The 3,821-nt window shown below is 72.2% G+C and carries 4 protein-coding genes; 3 read left to right on the forward strand and 1 reads right to left on the reverse strand.

The genetic code is table 11. The features are described from left to right. The first annotated feature begins 230 nt into the window (after positions 1–230). Genes AC27VN_RS35285 through AC27VN_RS35295 form a run of 3 tightly spaced genes read left to right on the forward strand, consistent with a single transcriptional unit; the run spans position 231 to position 2,902 of the window. Positions 231–1,211 carry a tripartite tricarboxylate transporter substrate binding protein gene (locus AC27VN_RS35285; RefSeq protein WP_490879618.1) on the forward strand — a complete coding sequence of 327 codons (981 nt, stop codon included), beginning with the start codon at positions 231–233 and terminating at the stop codon, positions 1,209–1,211. Between the two features lie 22 nt (positions 1,212–1,233). Beyond that, on the forward strand, positions 1,234–2,079 hold the full coding sequence (locus AC27VN_RS35290; RefSeq protein WP_490879619.1) for an alpha/beta fold hydrolase: 846 nt from the start codon (positions 1,234–1,236) through the stop codon (positions 2,077–2,079). 1 nt (position 2,080) lies between these two features. Beyond that, a complete protein-coding gene (locus AC27VN_RS35295) occupies positions 2,081–2,902 on the forward strand; it encodes an aminotransferase class IV (RefSeq protein WP_490879620.1) in 822 nt (273 codons plus the stop codon). A 10-nt stretch (positions 2,903–2,912) separates the two neighbouring features. Here the strand turns inward: AC27VN_RS35295 and AC27VN_RS35300 are convergent. Continuing rightward, positions 2,913–3,821 (reverse strand): sigma-54-dependent Fis family transcriptional regulator (locus AC27VN_RS35300; RefSeq protein WP_490879621.1); only part of this gene is annotated, 909 nt, incomplete at its 5' end.

The following is a 3,821-nucleotide window of genomic DNA, read 5'->3' on the forward strand; positions in this document are numbered from 1 at the left end:
CCGGCGCGTCGATGCGCCGTCCCGCGCGCGCACGCGCCAGCGAGTTCGCCTCGCGCAGGATGTCGATGGCACCGAAGACGCTGCCGGGCAGGCCGCCATGCGGCAGGTAGAGGTCGAAGCGGATCATGGGCTTGGCGGATTGTGTACCCCGAGTGGCTGAAAAGGTCCTGTGCCGCACGGGACCGCGTTTGTAGCATCCGCTCCCACGTCAACCACAGCCGGAGTTCGAGATGAGCCTCACATGGATCGCGCGCCGCCTGGCCATCGGCCTCGCGGTGCTTCCCCTGGTCGCGGGTGCGCAGGCCTGGCCCGCCAGGCCGGTGAACTGGGTCGTGCCCTATCCCGCGGGCGGCCCGGCCGACGTGATCGCCCGCGCCATCGCGCCGCGCATGGCCCGCGAGCTGGGCCAGCCGGTGCTGGTGGAGAACCTCGGCGGCGTGGGCGGGGCGCTGGCCGCGCAGAAGGTGCTGAACGCGCCGGCCGATGGCTACACGGTGCTGCAGGGCTCGCCCAACGAAGTCATCCTCGCGCCGCTCGCGCGCGCCGCGGTGAAGCTCAGGCTCGAGGACTTCTTGCTGGTCTCGCCGGCCACCAACAACCCGCTGGTGCTGCTGACGCGCAAGGCGCTCGCCGCCGACGACCTCGATGCCTTCGCGGCACTCGCGCGCTCTTCGGCCGCGCAGCCGCTGACCTACGGCAGCGTGGGCGTGGGCTCGATGTTCCATCTCGCGGCCGAGGACCTGGCTGCGCGCATGGATGCCAAGGTCATGCACGTGCCCTACAGCGGCGGCGCGCCGCTGATCCAGGACCTGGGCGGCGCCAACCTCGACTTCGCGCTGATGCCCTTCACCACCGGCTACCTGGGGCTGGCCGAGACCGGCCGGCTCAAGATCCTCGCCGTCGCTTCGAAGCAGCGCCTCGCGCAGATGAAGAACGTGCCGACCTTCGCGGAAAGCCGCGTCGCCGCCGACTACGAGGCCGGTGCCTGGGCCGGGCCGATGGTGCGCAAGGGCACGCCCGAGGCCGTGGTCGAGCGCCTGCACAAGGCGCTGCAGGCGACGCTGGCCGACCCGCAGGTGCGCACGACCCTCGAGGCCTCGGGCTCGCAGGTGTCCGAACGCATGAGCCTGGCCGAGGCCGCGCGCTTCCTGGCCGCCGAGGCCGAGCGCTACCGCACGCTCGCGCGCCGCATCGGCGTGCGGCCCGAATGAGCGCCGCGCGAGGAGCATCGGCATGAGCTTTGTGCATTCCGGCGGCGTTGACATCTATTACGAGCGCACGGGCCAGGGGCCGGCGCTGCTGTTCTGCCACGGCGCGGGATCGAATGCCGCGACCTGGTGGCAGCAGATTCCCGCGTTCTCGCAGCGCTTCACCTGCATCGCGTTCGACGCGCGCTGCTTCGGCCGTTCGGTCGCGCCGCTCGAGGCCTTCGGGCACGAGGCGCTGGTGGCCGATGCGCTCGCGGTGCTCGATGCCGAGGGCATCGACAGCGCCGCGCTGGTGTGCCAGTCGCTCGGCGGCATGACCGGCGCGCGGCTCGCGCTGGGCCATCCCGAGCGGGTGTGGGCCTTCGCCTGCTGCGACTCGCCGCTGGCCATCGACCACCCCCGGATGCTGGCCAACGTCGCGGCCTTTCTCGGCGAGGTGGCGGCGACCGAGCTCGAGGACCGCGCGCTGAGCCCGGCCTTCGTGCGCGAGCGGCCCGCGATGGCCTGGCTGTACCGGCAGATCAACCAGTTCAACCCCGCGGTGCACGGCGCCGCGGCCGACCGCGGCGGCCCGGGATGGGGCGAGCGCCTCGCAGCGCTGTTCGCGCCGGAGCAGTTGCTCGCGCTCGACGACCTGCAACGCCTGCGCTGCCCGACGCTGTTCGTGGTCGGTGCCGAGGACCGCGTGGTCACGCCCGCGGTGGTGCGCGACATCGCGCGCCAGGTCGAGGGCAGCCGCGTGGTCGAGATCGCGGCCGCGGGGCACTCGCCGTACTTCGAACAGGCGCAGAACTTCAACGCCGCGGTGCTGGCCTTTCTCGTCGATGCCTGGGCCGGCGCGCGCCATGGTTTTCCAACTGCAGGAGCTTGAGATGCGATTCGAGAACGCTTCCTTCCTCGGGCGTCGCGCGATGCTCGCCATGGGCCTGTCGGCCGTCGGCGGCGTCAGCGCGGCCGATGTGCCCGCACCCGCACCGGCCGTGGGCCGCATCGACAGCGAGCCGCCCTCGGTCGGCGACCTGCGCGCGATGGCGCTCGCCAACTACGGTCACTTCAGCACCATGCGCATCCGCCGGCGCAGCGTGCAGGGGCTGGACTTCCAGCTGGCCCGGCTGGACCGCAGCACGCGGCTTTTGTTCGGCAGCGAGCTCGAGGGCGAGCGGGTGCGCCGGCTGGTGCGCGAGGCCGTGCCCGACGACGACCGGACCTGGCTGGTGCGCATCAACGTCTTCCCGCGCGTGGCGGGCTTCGCCGACCTCACCAAGCCGATGCCCGCCGGCGTGTTCGTCACCCAGTCGCCGCTCGCGGTCGGCCTGTTCCACCACCGCAAGCTCGCGCAGGCGGCGGGCTTCGACGACGCGCTGTTCCTCGACGCGCGGCGCAGCATCTCGGAGGGAAGCACGTGGAACGTCGGCTTCTACGACGGGCGCCGCGTGGTGCTGCCGACCGCGCCCGCGCTGCCCGGCGGTGCCATCCACCTGCTGCGGCTGGGCATGCGTTCGCATGGCATTCCCTTCGTCGAGCGCGACATCCGCATCGACGAGATCAAGGATTTCGAGCTGGCTTTCTGGACCAACGTGCCCGACACCGTGCGGCCGCTGCGGCGCATCGACGCGACCGAGTTCTCGGTGTCGCATCCGCTGCACGAGCGACTGAAGGCCTGCTACGAATCGAACGAGTGGACCGCGCTGTAGCGGTGTGCGATCAGCCGCGCCGGGGCGCGACGATGCCGAGCCGCTTCATGTGCCGGTACACGGTGGCGCGGCTCAGGCCCAGCGCATCGGCCGCCTGCGCGACGCGCCAGCGGTGCTGGCGCAGCGCCGTGAGCAGGCGGTCCGATTCGGGGGCCGAGTCCTCGGCTGTATCGACCACGACCGTCGCGGGCATCGCCACCGCAACACGCTCCGGCAACCGCAGGTCCTCCACCCTCACTTCGCGCCCCATGCACAACGCCAGCGCGAGCCGCAGCACGTTGCGCAGCTCGCGCAGGTTGCCGGGCCAGCGGTGCGCCATCAGCGCCTCGATCGCTTCGGCCGACAGCCGCGCGTTCGAATCCATCGCCGCGGCCTCCTCGGCGAACAGGCGATCGATCAGGTGGCGCCGATCACCGCGCTCGCGCAGCGGCGGCAGCTTCAGCACGGCGCCGCACAGGCGGTAGTAGAGGTCCTCGCGGAAGCGGCCCGCGGCCACGAGTTCACTCAGGCCCCGGTGCGTGGCGGCCACCACCGCGAGGTCCACGCGCTGCGGCGCGTCGCCGCCCAGCGGCAGCACCTCGCCTTCCGACAGCACGCGCAGCAGCCGCGTCTGCAGGGCCATCGGCATGTCGCCGATCTCGTCGAGGAACAGCGTGCCGCGATCGGCCTGCGCGATCAGGCCCTTCATGCCCTTGCTGCGGCCGCCGGTGAAGGTGCCGGGCAGATAGCCGAACAGCTCGCTCTCGATCAGCGAATCGGGAATGGCCGCGCAGTTCACGGCCACGAAGGGCAGGGCCGCGCGGCGGCTCGCGCCGTGCAGCGCGCGCGCCAGCACCTCCTTGCCGCTGCCGGTCTCGCCCTCGATCAGCACGTGGATGCCGCGGTCGACCAGCCGGCGCGCCTGCGCGAGCAGCGACTG

It is taken from the genome of Variovorax sp. 20P10.2.4 (genome assembly GCF_058244205.1).

Excerpts from the sequence above, each read along its gene's own strand:
- AC27VN_RS35285 (WP_490879618.1), top strand. The coding sequence starts at position 231 with ATGAGCCTCACATGGATCGCGCGCCGCCTGGCCATCGGCCTCGCGGTG.
- AC27VN_RS35290 (WP_490879619.1), top strand. The coding sequence starts at position 1,234 with ATGAGCTTTGTGCATTCCGGCGGCGTTGACATCTATTACGAGCGCACG.
- AC27VN_RS35295 (WP_490879620.1), top strand. The coding sequence starts at position 2,081 with ATGCGATTCGAGAACGCTTCCTTCCTCGGGCGTCGCGCGATGCTCGCC.